General features: G+C 49.1%; 16 protein-coding genes and 1 pseudogene. 14 read left to right on the forward strand and 3 right to left on the reverse strand.

The genetic code is table 11. The features are described from left to right. The first annotated feature begins 7 nt into the window (after positions 1–7). From I6E42_RS09460 to I6E42_RS09520, 13 genes and pseudogenes are all read left to right on the forward strand, one after another. A complete protein-coding gene (locus tag I6E42_RS09460) occupies positions 8–988 on the forward strand; it encodes a helix-turn-helix transcriptional regulator (protein WP_235371676.1) in 981 nt (326 codons plus the stop codon). 36 nt (positions 989–1,024) lie between these two features. Beyond that, complete coding sequence (locus tag I6E42_RS09465; RefSeq protein ID WP_235371677.1) at positions 1,025–4,186, forward strand: DUF3427 domain-containing protein; 3,162 nt, start codon at positions 1,025–1,027, stop codon at positions 4,184–4,186. A 26-nt stretch (positions 4,187–4,212) separates the two neighbouring features. After that, a pseudogene (locus I6E42_RS09470) lies at positions 4,213–4,587 on the forward strand ((deoxy)nucleoside triphosphate pyrophosphohydrolase); the annotation flags it as partial. A 75-nt stretch (positions 4,588–4,662) separates the two neighbouring features. After that, a complete protein-coding gene (locus I6E42_RS09475; protein ID WP_328284100.1) occupies positions 4,663–5,214 on the forward strand; it encodes a class I SAM-dependent methyltransferase in 552 nt (183 codons plus the stop codon). After that, positions 5,175–6,347, forward strand: coding sequence for an HNH endonuclease domain-containing protein (locus tag I6E42_RS09480; RefSeq protein WP_235371678.1), 1,173 nt, complete (start codon positions 5,175–5,177; stop codon positions 6,345–6,347). The genes I6E42_RS09475 and I6E42_RS09480 overlap by 40 nt, the downstream gene beginning before the upstream one ends. 173 nt (positions 6,348–6,520) lie before the next feature. Next, a complete protein-coding gene (locus I6E42_RS09485; RefSeq protein WP_235371679.1) occupies positions 6,521–7,156 on the forward strand; it encodes a LexA family protein in 636 nt (211 codons plus the stop codon). Positions 7,157–8,025: 869 nt separating this feature from the next. Beyond that, entirely contained in the window at positions 8,026–8,316 is a 291-nt protein-coding gene (locus I6E42_RS09490) for a helix-turn-helix domain-containing protein (RefSeq protein ID WP_235371680.1), read from the forward strand. A gap of 470 nt (positions 8,317–8,786) precedes the next feature. Next, positions 8,787–9,728, forward strand: a complete 942-nt coding sequence (locus I6E42_RS09495; protein ID WP_235371681.1) for a ParB N-terminal domain-containing protein — start codon at positions 8,787–8,789, stop codon at positions 9,726–9,728. After that, positions 9,725–10,507, forward strand: a complete 783-nt coding sequence (locus I6E42_RS09500) for a DUF6551 family protein (RefSeq protein WP_235371682.1) — start codon at positions 9,725–9,727, stop codon at positions 10,505–10,507. The genes I6E42_RS09495 and I6E42_RS09500 overlap by 4 nt, the downstream gene beginning before the upstream one ends. Before the next feature lie 31 nt (positions 10,508–10,538). Then, entirely contained in the window at positions 10,539–10,916 is a 378-nt protein-coding gene (locus I6E42_RS09505) for a type II toxin-antitoxin system PemK/MazF family toxin (RefSeq protein ID WP_235371701.1), read from the forward strand. A gap of 64 nt (positions 10,917–10,980) precedes the next feature. After that, complete coding sequence (locus I6E42_RS09510; RefSeq protein WP_235371683.1) at positions 10,981–11,217, forward strand: helix-turn-helix domain-containing protein; 237 nt, start codon at positions 10,981–10,983, stop codon at positions 11,215–11,217. 92 nt (positions 11,218–11,309) lie between these two features. After that, a complete protein-coding gene (locus tag I6E42_RS09515) occupies positions 11,310–12,179 on the forward strand; it encodes a helix-turn-helix domain-containing protein (protein ID WP_235371684.1) in 870 nt (289 codons plus the stop codon). A gap of 16 nt (positions 12,180–12,195) precedes the next feature. Continuing rightward, positions 12,196–13,602, forward strand: coding sequence for a tyrosine-type recombinase/integrase (locus I6E42_RS09520; RefSeq protein ID WP_235371685.1), 1,407 nt, complete (start codon positions 12,196–12,198; stop codon positions 13,600–13,602). Between the two features lie 680 nt (positions 13,603–14,282). Here the strand turns inward: I6E42_RS09520 and gltS are convergent. The 3 genes from gltS to I6E42_RS09535 all read right to left on the reverse strand — a co-directional run bounded on the left by gltS (position 14,283) and on the right by I6E42_RS09535 (position 17,366). After that, positions 14,283–15,470, reverse strand: coding sequence for a sodium/glutamate symporter (gene gltS, locus I6E42_RS09525; protein ID WP_235371686.1), 1,188 nt, complete (start codon positions 15,468–15,470; stop codon positions 14,283–14,285). 84 nt (positions 15,471–15,554) lie between these two features. Continuing rightward, a complete protein-coding gene (locus I6E42_RS09530) occupies positions 15,555–16,523 on the reverse strand; it encodes an aminopeptidase (RefSeq protein WP_235371687.1) in 969 nt (322 codons plus the stop codon). 192 nt (positions 16,524–16,715) lie between these two features. Then, positions 16,716–17,366, reverse strand: coding sequence for a GntR family transcriptional regulator (locus I6E42_RS09535; RefSeq protein WP_235371688.1), 651 nt, complete (start codon positions 17,364–17,366; stop codon positions 16,716–16,718). A 517-nt stretch (positions 17,367–17,883) separates the two neighbouring features. Here I6E42_RS09535 and I6E42_RS09540 point away from each other — a divergent pair. Next, the gene (locus I6E42_RS09540; RefSeq protein ID WP_235371689.1) at positions 17,884–18,315 is read left to right on the forward strand and encodes an RrF2 family transcriptional regulator; all 432 of its coding nucleotides are present in this window, start codon (positions 17,884–17,886) and stop codon (positions 18,313–18,315) included. The last annotated feature ends 25 nt before the right edge of the window (positions 18,316–18,340 follow it).

The raw sequence follows: 18,340 nt of genomic DNA on the forward strand, positions 1-18,340 counted from the left end.
AAACAGTATGGAAAACGGAACAAAACTCAGAATTCTATATCTTTACCAGCATCTAATCCAGAATACGGATCCGGATCATCCTGAGTCAACGGTCGAGCTGATGAAGATGCTGAAAGAAAAATATGATATCAAAGTCAGCCGCAATACAATCAGTGATGATCTTCTTATGCTGAGTGACTGCGATTTGCAGGTAGAAGTCATCCACTCAACTCAGAACAAGTATTACTTTGACGGTCAGCTTTTCAGCGTACCGGAATTGAAGATTCTGATTGATGCGGTCTCTTCTTCCAAGTTCATTACCGAGCGTAAGAGTGAGGAACTTATCAACAAGCTTCTCACTCTCGTGCCCCGGCATAGTGCGGTGAAACTTCGCCGTCACATCTATGCATCAGACCGTGTTAAGTCTGATAATGAGCGAGGATATTACATTGTTGATGCTATCAATGAGGCCATCGATACCAAGAGAAAGATATCATTCTGCTATACTGACTATGACATCAACAAGAAGCGTCAGCTGACAAATGATGGTATAGCCTATACTGTCAGTCCATATACGATGATGTGGGATGGCGATTACTACTATTTACGAGGGTACTGTGATGAACGCCAGGCCATGAGAACCTTCCGCCTGGATCGTATAGAAAAGCAGCCGGACATTCTCCGGGATCCTGCAGTTCCGAAGCCGGAAAATTACAGCATCGCAGAGTACAGCAAATCCGTATTCCGGATGTACGATACCGATGAGCCGCAGGAAGTTACCCTTCTCTGCAAAGCATCGACCATGAAGGTGCTGATCGATAATTTTGGCTTGGATGTAGATACCACTCCGGTGGATGAAGATCACTTCCAGGCTAAAGTCATGGTTTGCACCAGCCCGACTTTCTACCGTTGGGTATTTGGCTTTGGTGACAGTATTAAGATCATTGGACCGATCAAAGTGGTCGAACAATATAGAACTATGTTAAATAATGCCTTAGAAAATCTTTGATTAACTGAAACAGCAACAAGAAAGAAGGTACTTCGCATGCTTTCAAATGGCATCTATGAGCAGATCGTGAATACACGCATCAGCAATGAGCTGGCTCTGCTTGATAAAGAAAAATACGATATTGAGTTGGAGAATCTTTCTGCCGATGATGCCAGACGAATTCTGACTATTTACATTTCCTATGTTATCGGTCAAGGTCTAAAGGTCATTCGTGAAAGCTATCCAAGTAGCAAGGATTCAGAGGCACTTCTGGCACAGATAAAGCTGTGCAATGCCATTGTCAGGGATATCGCTGCGCATGCAGAAGAGCCTGATTTTGAGGATAATATCATTCTTGAAAAGGGCGAGGTGCTTACCTCTCTCTATCAGAAGCTGGATTCTGCCCGAGGTATTGCAGCAATGAAAGCGGTTCGCCCGGAGACATCTCTGGTGGAAAATGCACTGTTTACCGGTGCCAAAAGCGAGCCTAGCATGTTATCAGAGCTCAAGCGGGAGATCGTTACTTCAGATACGATCGATCTTCTGGTCTCCTTTATTAAATGGAGTGCGATCCGTCCGCTTCTTTCGGAACTTACAGAGTTCACAAAGCGTGAGGGTACTCGTCTTCGCGTGATTGCGACAACCTATACACAGGCGACAGACTACAAGGCTATTGAGGTCCTCGCATCGCTCCCGAATACGGAGGTCAAGATCAATTACGAAACAAACCATGCTCGTATGCACGCTAAGTCCTACCTTTTTAACAGAAATACCGGCTTCACAACGGCCTATATTGGTTCATCGAATCTTTCTAATCCTGCCCTTACCGGTGGCCTAGAATGGAACGTGAAGGTCACAGAACAGGAATCCTTTGATATTGTTCGGAAGTTTTCCGTAGCCTTTGAAAGCTACTGGAACGATGCATCCTTTGAGACCTTTGACCCTAACGATCCGGAGTGTTGTAAGAAGCTTCGTGAGGAACTGACGAAAACACCGTTCCATACGGGGACTGACCGTAGGCTCCTGGTAGAGATCCGGCCATATGCTTACCAGCAGGAAATTCTTGACCAGCTTTCTGCGGAACGAGAAATTTATGGACATTATAAAAATCTGATCCATGCTGCGACCGGAGTTGGTAAGACAATTATTGCCGCCTTTGACTATAAACGATTTAAGGAGACTCATCCAAGAGCCAGACTGCTCTTCGTTGCACACCGTAAGGAAATCCTGGAGCAGAGTGTCCAGAAATTTCAGGAAGTCTTAAATGACTTCAACTTCGGAGAGCTCTACGTGGACGGCCACAAACCGACAGACATTGAGCATCTCTTTGTCAGCATTCAGTCCTTTAATTCTGCGAAATTTACAGAATGGACCTCTAAGGATTTCTACGATTACATTGTCATCGATGAATTCCATCATGCCGCAGCCGATTCGTATCAGGCACTTCTGTCCTACTATGAGCCTCAGATCCTTCTGGGCTTAACGGCAACACCGGATCGAATGGATGGCAAGGATGTTCTGGGATATTTTGATGGGCGTATCGCCTCCAAGATGCTTTTAGGCGATGCCATCGACCGGAATCTTCTAAGTACCTTCCAGTACTATGGTGTATCCGATGATGTGGACTATTCCCATGTAAATTGGGTTCGCGGCCGCTACGATACCAGTCAGCTGGAAAAGATATATACTGCGGATACTATCCGCTGTGCGTTGATCTTAAACAGCGTAAAAAAATATGTGACGGATATTCATTCTGTGAAGGGCCTTGGCTTCTGCATCAGTGTTGCGCATGCGGAATACATGGCGAAGTATTTCAATGATCACGGAGTTCCGTCTATTGCGTTGTCTTCTAAGAGTGCAGATGATATTCGAACGGATGCGAAGGAAGCGCTGGTCAGTGGTAAGATCAACTTTATCTTCGTTGTGGATCTGTACAATGAGGGCGTTGATATTCCGGTGATCGACACCGTGCTTTTCCTTCGTCCTACAGAAAGTGCAACCATCTTCCTGCAGCAGCTTGGCCGTGGCCTTCGATTGGCTCCCGGTAAGGAGTGTCTGACTGTACTGGATTTTATTGGCCAGGCAAATAAGAAGTATAAATTCGCCATGAAATTCGAGGCCATGGTTGGCAAGGGCCGGAAGTCCCTGCGTAAGCAGGTTGAGGAAGGCTTCTCCAATCTTCCGAGAGGCTGTTATATCGAGCTTGAAAAATACGCAAAGAGCTATGTCTTGGAGAATCTGAGACAGACCGATAACAATAAGACTGCGCTCATTGAGCAGGTAAGAACCTTCGAAGAGGATACTGGTCTTCCGCTTACCCTGGATAACTTCCTGACCGAATATAATCTGTCTCTTTATGATTTCTATCAGAACACCGGCGCTCGTTCCCTTCATCGACTGAAGAAATGGGCCGGACTGACCGAGAATACTAGGGATGTTGATGACAAGGTCTACAGCATGCTGACGGGCCTGTTCCATATTGATTCCGCAAAGCTTCTGGATTATTGGATCCGGTATATTGAGGGGGATACAGCACCCGCTTCTGAAGAAGAGCGTCTGATGCGGAACATGCTGTATTACACCTTTTACAAAAAACACCCGAAGCAGCTGCATTTTGCAGATATCGATGCCGGTATCAATGCAGTACTTGGAACTGATTTTGTACGAGACGAGGTTCTGCAGATCCTGCGCTACAACCGCAGTCATCTGGGTTTTGTATCACGCCGAAATGAGTATGGTTTTACCTGTCCTCTTGAGATGCACTGCCGGTATAACACCAATCAGGTCATGGCCGCATTCGGACTGTTTTCTGAAACGGATTCGCCGGAATTCAGAGAGGGTGTAAAGTACTTTGAAGATAAGAAGACGGATGTCTTCTTTATCAACCTGAATAAATCCGAGAAAGACTTCTCTCCGTCTACCATGTATGAGGATTATGCGATTAATGCACATCTTTTCCATTGGCAGACGCAAAGCAGAGACAGACAGGCAAGTCCTAAAATCCAGCGATACATTCATCATCGCGAAAGCGGAAATGCCATCTCGCTCTTTGTTCGTGAGTATAAGAGAAATGGTTCTTATACAGCACCGTTTACCTTCCTTGGCAACGCTGATTATGTGAGCCATAACGGAGAGCAGCCGGTAAACTTTATCTGGAATCTCCATACTGCAATCCCGGCAGAGCTTCTGCCTCAGGCAAACAAGAGCATTGCATTATAAAACAGCCTTAAGGAGTCTCATAGCTTATGAAAACGATCCGTGTTGTCGCTGCGGTGATAAAAGAGAATAATCGTATCTTTGCCACAGCCAGAGGTTATGGTGATTATAAGGGGATGTGGGAGTTCCCTGGCGGAAAAATCGAACCAGGAGAAACACCACAGGAGGCGCTGCGTCGTGAAATTCAAGAAGAACTTACCGCCGACATTGATGTTGGAGAATTGATCTACACGATTGAATATGATTACCCGGCATTCCATCTGTCCATGGACTGCTTCTGGTGCACGGTGAAATCCGGTGAGTTAACGCTACTGGAAGCGGCGGACAGTCAGTGGCTTTCAAAGGATGAGCTCTATAGTGTGGACTGGCTACCGGCAGATCTGGAGCTGATTGAGCAGATCAAGCTGGGATGGGATAAGCAGTTTGAAGATATCGAACATAAGACGCTGTCTTATTACAATCAAAATGCTGCTAGTTTTATTGCTGGAACCCAGTCCGTCGATTTCCATGATACACAGGACTTATTTCTCTCTTTCCTCCCGCAGGAATCTTCTATATTGGATTTTGGTTGTGGATCCGGACGCGATACCAGATATTTCCTTGAAAAAGGGTATCATGTTGTGGCAACGGATGGTTCTGAAGAACTTTGCAAAGTAGCGTCAGCATATACCGGCGTTCAGGTCCGTAAGTTGCTGTTTCAGGAACTGCAGGATGAGAATTGCTATGATGGTATTTGGGCCTGCTCTTCTATCCTTCATGCAGGAAGAACGGAACAACCGGACATTTTCCGGCGGATGATATTGGCATTGAAGAAGCAGGGTTATATCTATACGTCCTTCAAGTATGGCGCATTTGAGGGCTTCCGTGGAGAACGGTATTTTACAGACTTTGATGAAGCTGCCTTTAGAGATTTTATCAGAGCCTTCCCAGAATTAACGATTGAAAAGATGTGGGTGTCTGCGGATGTCCGACCGGAACGGAGTAATGAGAAATGGCTGAATATTATCCTTCACAAGTCGATTATCAGCTGACAATAAAAGGCGATTATATCAATACGCTGGATATTGAGAGCTTCTCCCTCATGATGAAGGATCCTTCCTACTGCTATAAGTTCTACTGGCTAGAGGCATTGGTGATCCTGATTTCAGAAGGTCGTCTGGAAACAACCTTTGATGAGATCATTGATGAGATGATCTCAAATGCCTGGTATTCCGTCAGAGAGTTCCATATTCACCTTAGCGGAATACAGGCTGGCGCTGTTAGGGATGGTCTGGAAAGGGCGGTTATACTGCTGGCAGAGCTCAGTGATCTGCCTTCGAATGCATCAAAGACGGAGATCCGAAACGCAATTCGCGAGCACAACAAAGATCTCAAAGCCGCAAAAGAGCAGCTCACCAATATGGTTCCCTATAGGGCACTGGCGGGATTTTTTCATCGCAGTGATGAAGTTGCAAACTGGAATAGTACCGTGCGAATGGTGGAGTATATTCAGCGTATCAATAACACGGTGATAACTCTGCCCTATACGCTGGGAGAAAGCAGCAAACTGAAAAAGGAAGTCCACATCAGTCCTGTTTGGGCAAAGATGATCCAGGACAATACAGTTTCTATTCTTGGATGGATTCAGTACGAGAAGGTTAAGTGGCTGCAGATGAATAATCCGGAAGTTCCCGGATTGGTATATAAGCTGGCACCTTTGGATGAAAGGATGCGTAAACTGCAGCATGTACATAAGCTTTGGGATGCGATTATTGAAATCCAGCCGGTCAGAGATGTGTTTACAGATGAGTTTATACAGAGGAAAGCTTATGATGTAGACCATTTCATCCCTTGGAGTTTTGTGATGAATGACGAGCTTTGGAATTTAATGCCGATGGATTCCTCGCTCAATTCCTCCAAGAGCAATCGACTGCCTAAGTGGGATCCGTTTTTCCTACGTTTTGCAGGTAATCAGTATTTATTATACAAGATGGTTCAGGAAAAGCCTGGCATCAGAAGATTATATGAGGCATGTTTTCGGGATAATCTGCATTCTATCTGGGCTGGCCAGGAATTGTACAGGCCTGGAAACACAAGAGAAGAATTTACTTTTATCCTGCAGAAGAATATGCAGCCAGTTTATGACTCTGCCAGACGGCAGGGATATGAGCTGTGGAAGTTATGATGAAAAGATGGCGTTTAGTCCCAGGTATAAATTATAAAGCGATGTGAGGTGCACGCTATTTTATGCACCTGCGTTCCGTTAAAATTGTCACCCCTTGATTTTCGGATCAAGGGGTTTTATAATGTAGTCAATGGAACGAGTCGTTCCGTTGTCAAATGAAAGGAATTAAAACCATGAAGAAAATGAGCATTGAAACGATGGAGAACATCATTTCCTACGTTGATCTATACTTCTGCGATAAGCATACAACGCCCTCTGTGAATGAAATTGCTCTGGGTGTAGGTATCCCTAAAACAACCGCCTTTCGCTACCTGGTTGAAATGGATAGTCGTGGAATGATCGAGTATGATGGTAAGTCTCGTACCATTCGTACACCTATGATCAATAAGTTTGCTCCCGAATCTGCCCCCTGTCCTCTCGTTGGATCCATTCCGTGTGGTACAGCAGAGGAGGAAGTAGAAAGTATCAGAGAGTATATAAGCCTTCCTGTTTCCCTTTTCGGGAAGGGCAAATTTTATATTCTTGAGGCGTCCGGTGATTCCATGGTTGATGCGGGCATCGATGACGGAGATATGGTCGTTATCAGAACTGATTGTGATGTAAAGGTTGGCGATATTGTTGTTGCCCTTACCGGCGATAACGAAAATACGCTTAAGGTTTACGGCGGCATAGATGAAGAGACGCTTGAAGCACGTCTTCTGTATCGAAATGAAGCGGTATATCCTGGCGAGGAGATCAGGGTGAAATATCTGACTGTCCAGGGCGTAGCCAAGCATGTCATCAAGGCACTTGGGCCAAATAATCCATGAAAGGGAGTGTTTGAGTATTGAGAACATATGATGTTAAATGTCCCATTTGCGGCAAGGTAAACCGTGCCCTCTACTTAGAGGAAACGGAAGGCTGGATGGAATGTGACCACTGCCGCAATGCTACAAAGGTCCAGCTTACAGAAGAACACAAATTGATCCCGGTCTATGCCGTTAAACGGCTGAAACCGCAGCTCGCTACATTCTGATACATATAAGGAGAACTTGGATGGCTGTATTCGAAGACAATTCATGGCGTCCTCTCTCCTGGTACTGTTCCAACTGCGGACAGCTTGTCACAGCATATCAGAACAGCAAAGGCGAATTCAAAGTCGCATGCCCCAAGTGCAGATCCGTCATGGTTCGCACACCTAAGGGACGACGCCGAGACACAATCGAGCTTTATGCTCCCAAGGGACAGGAACATGTCCCTACGCTCTGAGTCTTAGAGGCTCATTACAATTGAACGGTATAACGACGGAATGGCTGAGATGAAACAGACTGCATAAGACCATCTCCAGGTCACATACTTAGAATATTCGGCTGGTTACACCAGATATATTACATGAGAGGCCACCGACAAACACAGGGAAACCATACCCATTGGTAACCCGTGCTTGCCGGTGGTCTTTTCTTTTTGCTCTTTTCCGCCGGTCAGGCAAATCAAATCCCCAGACTAACAAAATATCGAAAGCCTGACATGCATTAAGGGCCGAGGATACATATACTGCTCACTCCCGAAAAACGTGATTTTTATCATTTTTCGGGAATGCAGTATCGGTACCCTTTCTTTAGTGCACCCTTTTGCAGGCTGCCGGATCCGGTCCCGAGTATATGTATCTTCTGCTCCGCACAGGCGGAAAGGAAAAGAAATGTATTTCGATCTGACTGAATTTGGCAAGAGACTTCATGACATCCGTGTTCTTCGTGGCCTTACCCAGGAGGAGCTGGCAAATAAGCTTGGCGATATCAATAAGCAGCATATCAGCCGTATGGAGCGTGGCGTAAATGCCTGCTCTATCGATCTTTTGATCGAACTGTCCTGCGTGCTCGGAGTCAGCACGGATTATCTGCTGACCGGAAAGGATTCTCAGAGGGAGAAAATCAAAAATATCCTCATGGACATCATCGGAAAGCTTATGGAACTTCTGAAAATGCTTTAAGTGGCCCCACGAGGGCTACCAAAATGGCCCTGCCAGGCCCACGGCAAAACATCACTTCAAAGATAGAATAAGCATGTACCGATCAAAAGGTACATGAACTTTGAAAACCGAATATACATTCTTCAGTCACGAACCCGTGATGAGCAGCAACCTCCGTTGTAAATGCGATGAACTCCCACTGAGGGAACGAGCGGTACACAGCGGTAAGTGCAGGACAGCTTCCGGCATAGCTTAAACATCACGGCATAATGAGACTTCCGCCTGTGGGCGGCTCGGTGAGAACCACGGAGGGGTGAGATTCCCATGGACCCGGTAAGCTGCCGGACGACTGAATGTATTCCCTGTTTTCGGGGGTGTCGAGGACAAATACGAAAAGATCATATAACGAAACTTACATCCGGGGAGACTCGGAGTTTGATAGTAGGGCTGGTAATCGTACCAGCCGTTTACATACGAAGGAGGAATGCACAATGCTTGAGAACCTGATTGTGGATCCTGAATTTGAGGAGAAGATACCGAGGCTTTCGGAGGATGAATTCCAGCTCTTAGAGCAGCTGATCCTGGAAGAAGGCCGGATCAAGGACCCGATCGTTACCTGGAACGGTATCATCGTGGACGGTCATAACCGGTATCGGGTCATGTTGAAGCATCCTGAGATTCAGATCCCATTTGATATTTATGAGAAGGAATTCCCAGACCGATTTGCTGCAATCGCCTGGATCTGTAAGAACCAGTTGGGGCGAAGAAATCTTACACCAGAGGATCGCAAGTATCTGATTGGAAAACAGTATGAGGCTGAGAAGCAATCTGTTGGAGCACCTGAAGGAAACCAGAACAGATCATTTCAATGGTATCAAAATGACACCATTGAAAATCGACGCACAAGTGAACGTATTGCAAAAGAGAACAATGTAAGCAGAAGTTCTGTTGTCAGAGCAGAACGATTTGCTCAAGGTGTTGATGCTGCAGAGGAAGCCGTTCCCGGTGCCCGCAAAGAGATCCTTTCCGGTCGAGTCAAGGCAACTGATAAAGCTATTGCTTCTATAGCAAAAGCAGATCCGGAGGAACGACCTCAAATGGTAGATCTGATTTTACATCCACCGGAGAAAACAAAGAAAACCGATGAGGATGAGGAAGAATCTGATGAATCTCCTCCCGTCACTCCCCTTGAAGAAGCTGAAGACGAACCTGATGAAACGGCGACGCCCATCTTACTCGCTCCCACCACTGAGGAGGACATGCTTTATGAGATGGAGGATGCCTTAAGCGCTGCCATCTGGCGCTGGAACAATTGTAAATCTACATATCCTGAACACTTGAAGAGTCGGTCCGGCCAGCAGCAGGTTAAGAAGCTGGCGGACGAGGCCATGAAGTTTTTCAGAGAAGTTAAACAAGGAGGACTTTGGAAATGAAATTACAGGAACGTACTTATCGTGAGATGACCATTAACAGCTCCCAGCTGATCATCCCGAGAGAAACCTATCAGAGAGAACTGAACCCGGAGCGTGTCAGAAAAATCGTGAAGGAGTTCGACGAGCGAGTGGCCAATGAGCCGAAGGTCAGCTGCCGCAACGGCAAGTATTACGTGTTCGATGGTCAGCATACCATCGCCGCCAGAAAGATCCTGAACAGAGGTCACGATCTTCCCATCACCTGCAAGGTGTATTACGGAATGACCGAAAGCGAAGAAGCAACGCTCTTCGCAACCCAGACCGGTGCTTCTGCTCCTCTCTCTGCAGGTGCTAAGATCCGTGCTCTGGTTTATGCCGGAGATCCGGAAGCCATTGCATTCATGAAGGCAACGGAGTCAACCGGCCTGGCCCTTGATTATGAGCTAAAGCGCGGCAGGAAAAAGCTGGCCTGTGTCAGCACTGCTTTCACTCAGTTCAAGAAGCTTGGGGCTGAGCGATATAAGGAAGCTCTGGAGATCCTGGTTACTGCCTGGGGCGGTGACATGGAGTCCCTGAGAGGGGAAACCGTTCAGGGCATCTGCCGTTTCGTTGATCTTTACTATGGAGAGTTTGATCCTCACAGGCTGGTCTTGAGACTTCGCCGGGTGGATCCCTTGACCATCTACCGTGAGGGCAAGGCCATGGGTGTGAACATGCCTGCCAGTCAGAAGTACCTTTATCAGGTGTTCCGTATTTACAACGGGTCCAGCAAGGTCCACTCTCTTCCCCTGAAGTTTTAAGGAGGTGCCCATGAGACAGAACAAAGATGTGCTGCAGCCCGGATGGCACTTCAGACGAGGCGATATCTATATGGCCAACCTGAACCCCTTCACCGGTTCTGAGCAGGGCGGCACCAGACCGGTGCTGGTCCTGCAGAACAATGACGGCAACTTCTACTGCCCGACCCTGATAGTAGCGCCCATGACCACGCAGTTAAAAAAGCTGAATCAGCCGACGCATTTCCTGATCAAGCACAACAGGGCGCTGGCAGCTCCCTCCATGGTAGAGTTCGAGCAGATTAAGACCATCGATAAAAGCAGGGTGATGAGCTACCTTGGAAAGCTCACCAGAGAGCAGCTGGCTCAGGTAGATGATTACCTGAAGGTCAGCCTGGGAATGTATATTCCGGAAACTGTTGAGGCTCCTTAAGAGCCGAACAAAGAAAATGCCCCGCAGGCAAAGGTCTCGGGGATCTACATAGGAGGAAATGAACATGGAAGCATGTGAAGTATTTGAGATGGATGCAGCTTCTAAGGAAGCTGTCCCGGAAAAGAAGACCTATAGGGTTGAAGATATTCAGATCATTCTGGACATCGGCAGAGGCACTGCCTACAAGCTGTTAGAGCAGAATGAATTCCGCTGGTTTAAGATCGGCGGGATCTACCGGATCTCCAAGGAAAGCTTTGATGAATGGCTAAACGGTAAGCTGAATGGTTGTCAAGGATGTTGATGGCAGATTGACATCCTAACAATTTTAAGCATCATCCGCTACTTTTTATCCAGGTCATCAGACCTGGATAAAAACATTTTAAGGAGGGCAACATGGAAGAAAAAGCAAAAACGACGATGTCCGTTCCCGAGATGCAGCGGATGTTGGGGCTTTGTAAGACGGAGTCTTACTGGCTGGTACATAGGGGCTACTTTGATACGATCCTTGTGGAAGGAAAAATGAGGGTTGTTATTGAAAGCTTCGAGAAGTGGTATGCGAATCAGATCAAATGGCATAAGGTAAACGGCGATCCGCCCGGACAGGAATTAAAATCCTATTCGTACTCGATCAAAGAGTTTGGTGAGCTGTTAGATGTGGATGATTCTGTCGCATATGACATCGTCAAACGCTGCAGGATCGAGACCTTCACGGCCGGATCCTGGAAGCGGATACGAAAAGATGTATTTGAGGCCTGGTATAACAGCCAGTCCCGATACCGTACTCCCGAGGATCGGGAGCGGGATGTCGAACGTGAGGAGGCAACCATCACCATGCCAGAGATGGCACGGCTTCTGATGATCTCCCGTAAGGAGGTTTACAACATCCTCGCTTCTCCGAAGAATGAGGGAGTCTTTGAATATGAAGTGATTGCGGACCGCAAGCGAATTACCAAGGACAGCTTCTGGCGCTGGTACACCGGACAGGATGTGTATCACACCTTCGAAGATCTTCCGGCCGAGGAGCAGTTCCGCATCGAACGACTGAAACAGGAGGCGGTTATGCCAAGATTAAAAGTTGCAGTGGATAAACCATCCTATGATCTTCAGGAGACAGCAGTTCTTCTGGATATGTCTTACCGTGAGGTTCGAGCCCTGATCAAGGATGGATACCTGGAAGCAAGACAATTCGGAAATAAAAAATACGTCCTCAGGGACGACCTGCAGTGGTTTCTGCTTCAGCAGAAATTAAACTGCGAATCTTAAGGAAGGAGGCTCCAACATGGCTTCGATCGTATCAAGAAATAACAAATTCAGCGTTGTCTATCTGTATGACGCTGAAGATGGCAAGAGAAAGCAGAAATGGGAAACCTACAAGACCCTGGCCGAGGCCAAGCGCCGTAAGGCTGAGATCGAGTATAAGACAGAGATCGGAACCCTGGCGGTTCCCACCTGCAAGACGCTGAAGGATCTCCTGGACGAATATATTGTCCTTTACGGAAAAACCACCTGGGCCATTTCCACCTATGGCAGTAATATCTCCATGATCAACAACTATATCCTTCCGATCATCGGCTCCATGAAGCTGACGGAGATCACGGCCAGAGTCCTTGAGAAGTATTACATGTCTCTCCTCAAGACACCGGCGGTCCATAAGATCACCCAGAAAAAGGGGTCCAAGAAGGTCGAGTATGTGACTCCGGCGACTGTAAAAAAGATACATAACATTCTGCGCAGCGCTTTTCATCAGGCCGTAAAATGGGAACTGATGGAGAAGAACCCGGCGATCTACGCAACGGTTCCGAAAGCAGAGTCCAAGAAACGTGATATCTGGGATGCGCCAACGCTCTTTCGGGCCCTTGAGGTATGCGAGGATGAGCGGCTGAAAATCGCCATCAACCTCGCTTTTGCCTGCTCCCTTCGAATGGGGGAGCTTCTTGGGCTGACCTGGGACTGCGTAGATATCTCTCCGGAGAGTATCGCAGCCGGAAAAGCCTATATTTACGTGAACAAGGAGCTTCAGAGAGTGGACAAGAATCATATGGCCACGCTGGAGAAAAAAGATGTGCTCCGTATATTTCCGGAGGGCAAGGTAAATAACCGCACGGTCCTGGTTCTAAAGAAACCCAAGACCGCAACCAGTACCCGTAAGATATTCCTTCCGAAGACAGTTGCGGAGATGCTTGTTGATTGGAAAAAGAGTCAGGATTTTGCCAAGCTGGCGCTGGGAGATGAATACCAGGATTACGATCTTGTCATGGCCAATGGTACGGGAATGCCTACAGAGGATTCCCGTATTACGGCTATGTTTAAGGAGCTGATCCACAAGCATGATTTTCCCGAGGTTGTCTTCCACAGCCTGCGTCACTCCAGCATTACCTATAAGCTGAAGCTGAATGGTGGCGATATTAAGGCCGTTCAGGGAGACTCCGGTCATGCACAGGCCACCATGGTCACCGACCAGTATTCACACATCCTGGATGATGACCGCAGGGTCAATGCAGAGCTCTTCGAAAATGCCTTCTATAGTGGCAAGGTTGTTGCACCGGAGGCTGCGCCTACAGAGGAGCCTGAATCGGTAGCGGAAGCGACCATACCTGCCGGTGTAAATGCCGAGCTTCTGATGAAGATTCTCGCAAATCCGGAGATGGCAGCACTTCTGAAGACACTGGCACAGACATTACAATAAGCTCATTCATGGATGAGCACTTACATAGAGAGTATTGTGATTTGGGATAATAGCCCGGATAGCAGTGCTCTCTTTTTCTATTTCCGGCAGGCTTTTACACGTTTTGTTATGGGTGGATGCACGGAGCCCTATCGGTTCTCCGTCTCTTCCCGGTAGTTGTTCCGTCGTTTCCCTGTCGGTGTTCCGTAGGAGTTCTGTCGGTGTTCCGGAGAGCCTTCGCTGCTCTGCCGGCCGGTCCCTCCGGTAGATTTTTTCTCGAAAATCTGCTAATATTGGGGGGCGATGTCAAAGCATCCTTTGTTCTTTTTTAGAAACCGCTAAAAACAGGCTAAAAGAACTGCACGATACGCCAAATACACAGAGGTACACAGACGAGCAAGGATGAACTTTGAATGCGAAAGATCCTCGGAAAATAGAGACATACACGTACATACAGAGGCTTGTATGATAAAGGGTTGGTCATTCTCCTAAGCGGAAGGCCAGCGGTTCGAATCCGCTCGGGCGTACCACGTCGTCGCGGACTCCATATCGTTCGCGGCGGCTTTTTATGCCCAGAAAAACATCCCGGGGATTCCTTGAATCGTCAAGGGTCCCCGGGATATTCTGTATGCATATGGCCGCATGCTCAAGCTAGAGCCTGATGCCGCGGTCAGCGGTTGCCCACCAGTGCGGTCACAGAATCAGACAATGTTCAGGAAGACCGTGATGATGGCGGAGTTGACCAGATTGATGAACAGACTGCCCACCAGGGGGACGATAAAGAATGCGCTGGGAGAGGAGCCGTACTTGGAGTCGATGACCTGCATATTCGCCATAGCCGTCGGCACGGCGCCCAGGCCGAAGCCGGTCTGTCCCACTGTCATGACCGCCGCGTCAAAATTCTTACCCATGACACGGAAGGTGATGAAGATGCCAAACAGGGTCATCAGGATCATCTGAGCCACCAGGATGACGATCATGGGCAGAGCCAGGTCGATCAGCTTCCACAGCTTCATGGTCATCATGGACAGCGCCAGGAACACCAGCAGGGAGATATTGGAAATCATAGACAGCTCAGGCAGCTTGAGGTCGAGCTTCTCCGTGTGGTCCGCCACATTTCTCAGGATGGCGGCGGCGGTCATCACGCCCACGGAGGCGGGGAATTCGATCCCGGTCTTCTTGAGGAGGTAAGAGATCAGGGTGCCGATACCTACGGTCAGGAGCACCTGATACGCGGCCGCAGTCATCCGCTTTTCATCCACAGGAACCTTCTTCTCCTCGTTGCCGAACTTCATATCCATGGCTTCCGGATTGGGCTTCAAATTGTTATGCTCAATCAGGTAACGGCCGATGGGGCCACCCAGCAGAGCGCCGCCCACCAGGCCGAAGGTCGCGGCGGCAGTGGCGATGGTCGTTCCCGCTTCCAGGCCGGCGCTTTCCAGAATGGGACCCCAGGCAGCCGCGGTTCCGTTGCCGCCCACCATGGGGATCGAGCCGCAGGCCAGACCCACAAGGGGGTTCACGCCCATGAGTTTGCACACCACAACACCCAGTCCATTCTGGAATACCACCAGGATGCTGGAGAGGATCAGGAAAACGATGACCTGGGGGCCGCCCTTCTTCAGCAGCTTCCAGCTTGCGGTGTAGCCGATGCCGGCATAGAACAGCAGGCTGAAAAATTCATTGAAGGAGCTGTCCAAAGACACCTTGCAGATGCCGGACATATTCAAAACAGTGATCAGGATTGCGAACAGCACGCCGCCGACAACCGGGGTCGGGATACAGAATTTCCGCAGTACCGCCATGCGGCTTTTGATAAAATCGCCGAGCATGAGGACCAGAATGGACAGCGCTATGGTGTAGTATACGTTCAGACTGATTTCTAACATTGTAGTTTCCCCTCTCGTTATATGTTCGCTCTTGGCTTTCCCTGGGGCAATGTACCAAATGTTCTCCCTGGGCGTCCGATCCGTTTAAACCTTGGGAACTCCATTCTCCATCAGGACCTTCCCATCCGCGACGATGGTGCCGTTTTTCATGATCACATCATAGTGGCAGGAGGCTTTTACCGTTCCGCCGAGGGTAATACTGGTCCCAATGCCAATATGGCAGCTTCCGAACACGCCCTCGTCCTCCAGCATGAATCCGCAGAAATGGCACCTGGGGTTGAGGCCCACGCCGTGCTCCGCCACGTTGTAGACATTCGGATCATTCTTGGACGCCAGGTTGTCCGCCAGCATCTTGGCCTGATAGCCGCCGGAGATGTCCACGATCCGTCCGTTTTCCACCTTCAGGGTAACAGGCTCCTCCAAAACGCCGATGCCGATATAGGGAATACTGCCGTCGGCTACGATGACGCCGTTTGCCGTTCCCTCCAGCGGGGAGACATTGGCCTCCACCGTGGGCAGAGTGGAAAACTGTCCCGGCTCCACCATGCAGTAGAGCTTATTGCCGCGGCGACCCTTGGCGGAATACTCCAGGTGCGTACCGCCGGGCGATGTGAGGACGATCTTTTCCGCACCCGCCATTCCCTCGGCCATGGCAGTACAGACCCGCTTCGCCTCTTCAAAATCCCCTTCGATCCCGCCGTGGATCATCATTTCCTCAGTAAAATGGGTGAGTACCAGTCCGCGGGAGCCCGCGGCGATGGCGTCCTTTACCGCGTGGGTATGGGTAATGGATTTGCCCACCACGCTGAGGAAGGCATCACTGGCCTTCATGGCCGCCGCGATCTCCTTCGGGGGTTCCTCGCTGTCCTGCTTCCGGGGCTCCATGATGCAGATCGCGGGCTCGGCGCCCACGCGGTACACCTCCGTGGCCAGTGCCTGGGCGATGCTCAGTCGGGATAACTCAGTCACGATCAGGACCTGCTCTCCGGGCTTGATCTTGGCACACACGTTGACGACCTTGCTTGCCCCCCTGGACATATAAATGTTCTCCATGTCTCATCCTCCCATGATCACAATTTTCACATGTTCAAAATATGGGCCTGCCTTCTGCCTCTTTCCATATTCTATATTTAATATTCTATAGAATATTTTCTTGAAGTCAAGTCCTTTTTCAATTTTATCTGTTTTAGACAAAAATTCGGAGCGGCTTTTGTGCAGCCGCCCCGAATTCTCTGGGATTCCATCTTATCCCTTGTTCTCGATAAATTTTCTGCCGTTGCGGATATGCTTCGAGACCGCTTCCTTGGCCTTTTCCACATCCCGTTCCTCCATTGCCCTTATGATCTCCTTGTGCTCGTTATAGATCTCCACTCTCCGCTCCACGTTGGCGGCAGAGTACTTCTTGTCCCGGCTGATGGTCCCCTTCAGCATACCCAGCAGATTGTGCAGCGTCTGGTTGTGCGACAGGCCGTAAATATAATCGTCAAACTTTTGGCTGCTCTCGTAGATGTCGGTGGGGTCGTCCATGGACTGATAGGAGTCCACCAATTCATTCAAGTTCTTGATGTCCTGATCCTGCAGATGGCCGATGGCCTCGACGATGGCCAGCCGTTCCAGTGCCTCACGGCACGCGTAGGCCTCCGTGATCTCCTGCTGGTTGAGCATCCGGACCACAGAACCCCGGTATGGGACCGTCTCCACAAAGCCCTCGCTGGCCAAACGCCTGATCGCCTCCCGGACGGGAGTGGCGCTCACATTCATCTGTTTTGCCAGGTGCTGTTCTTTCAGTTCTGTCCCCGGTGCAATGCTGCCATTGGTAATGAGCTCCACAAGGGTGCGGTAAACCTGCTCGTTCAGGGGAAGCTTTGATACGCCGTTAATATTCTTATAATTCATGTCATTCCACTTTTCCACCGTAATCATTGATATGATTATATGGCACCCGGGCAGACAAAGTCAATCACTTTTGTGAAGTCCGGCACGGTCCCCTTCCGCCAACAGTACGAATTGCCCATGTCCGGCACAAGCCTTTCCTGCCAACCATCCCACCCCGGAACGGTTGAAAAACGCCTGCGGCTTCCATTCGATTTTTGTTGATTCCCTACCAAACACGTTGTATAATAGTATTTACTAAATGAAACGCTTTGCGGTTTATTCGTGGAGCGGTGGCCGCACAATTCCATAAAAACGGCTCCTTTGAGCCGTTTTCATGGAATTCAGATATTGTTACAATGCGTATTTCCACTGGAGCGCCGCGGCGCTCCAGTGGAAGGTGCAAGATTTTTTGGACAATTTAGTCCAAAACCCTTGCGCCTGAACAAAGCCACTGAACCTTAAAAGCCTTGGCTTTCAAGGCTTGCGGCTTTGTTCAGCACGCAGTATAATGGGGTTATCATTGGATGGAGGGATGCAAATGCTGATCTCAACAAAGGGCCGCTACGCACTGCGGGTCATGATCGATTTGGCAGAGCATCAATCGGAGGGATTCATCCCCTTGAAGCTGATCGCGGACCGCCAGGGGATCTCTGAGAAATACCTGGAGAGCATCATTAAACTGTTGGTAAAGGCCAAGCTGCTGAACGGCCTCCGGGGCAAGGGAGGCGGCTACCGGCTGACCAAAACGCCGGATCAATACACCGTGGGCGAGATCCTCCGTCTGACCGAGGAATCCCTCGCCCCCGTCGCCTGCATCGAGCAGGGGCCGGAATCCTGTCCCCGCATGGCGGAGTGCCGCACGCTTTCCGTGTGGCAGGGACTGGACCGGGTCATCAATGACTATCTAGACCAGATCACCGTTGCGGATCTGACCCAGGGGTATGACCCCGGCAACAATTACGTCATCTGAATAGGAACCAAAACGGCCGGCGGGA

The sequence above is a fragment of the Pseudoflavonifractor phocaeensis genome, from assembly GCF_021531815.1.
In the GTDB taxonomy this organism is placed as follows: domain Bacteria; phylum Bacillota; class Clostridia; order Oscillospirales; family Oscillospiraceae; genus Lawsonibacter; species Lawsonibacter phocaeensis_A.